Source organism: Pseudomonas sp. MONT-RG-20F-20-E-7-02 (assembly GCF_022662395.1).
Taxonomy (GTDB): Bacteria; Pseudomonadota; Gammaproteobacteria; order Pseudomonadales; family Pseudomonadaceae; genus Aquipseudomonas.
This window is the reverse complement of the sequence record NZ_JAKNQN010000046.1, coordinates 1-391: the sequence shown is the minus strand read 5'-3', so window position 1 is coordinate 391 and position 391 is coordinate 1. Positions and strand designations below refer to the sequence as shown.

Genomic DNA, 391 nt, shown 5'->3' with positions numbered 1-391 from the left:
CCACGCCCACGCGGTAACCCAGGAAGAACACAAGCTCTACCGCCGCCACTACGAGTACGACAAAACCGGCAACCTCACCCGCCTGCTCGACACCCGCAAAGGCGAACACCACTACCACTACGACCCCCTCGCCCGCCTGACTCGGGCCGATCACTCGCAAGACCAGCAGGAGCGCTTCGGCCACGACCCGGCTGGAAACCTGCTGATGCAGGATCGTCCCGGCCCGGACATCGTGGCGGGGAATCGGTTGGTGATTCAGGGCGACCATCATTACGACTATGACGCGTTCGGCAATCTGATCCGCCAAAGGCGCGGTAAAGGCCATCAACTCGTCACCGAGTATCGCTACGACTGTCAGCATCGGTTGATCGGCGTTACTCAGCCAGACGGA

The 391-nt window shown here is 61.6% G+C and carries 1 protein-coding gene; it reads left to right on the top strand.

The window, feature by feature from the left end; all coding sequences use genetic code 11:
* Positions 1-391, top strand: a 391-nt coding sequence (locus L8I05_RS29470) for an RHS repeat domain-containing protein (protein ID WP_242176737.1), incomplete at both ends; no start/stop codon positions are given.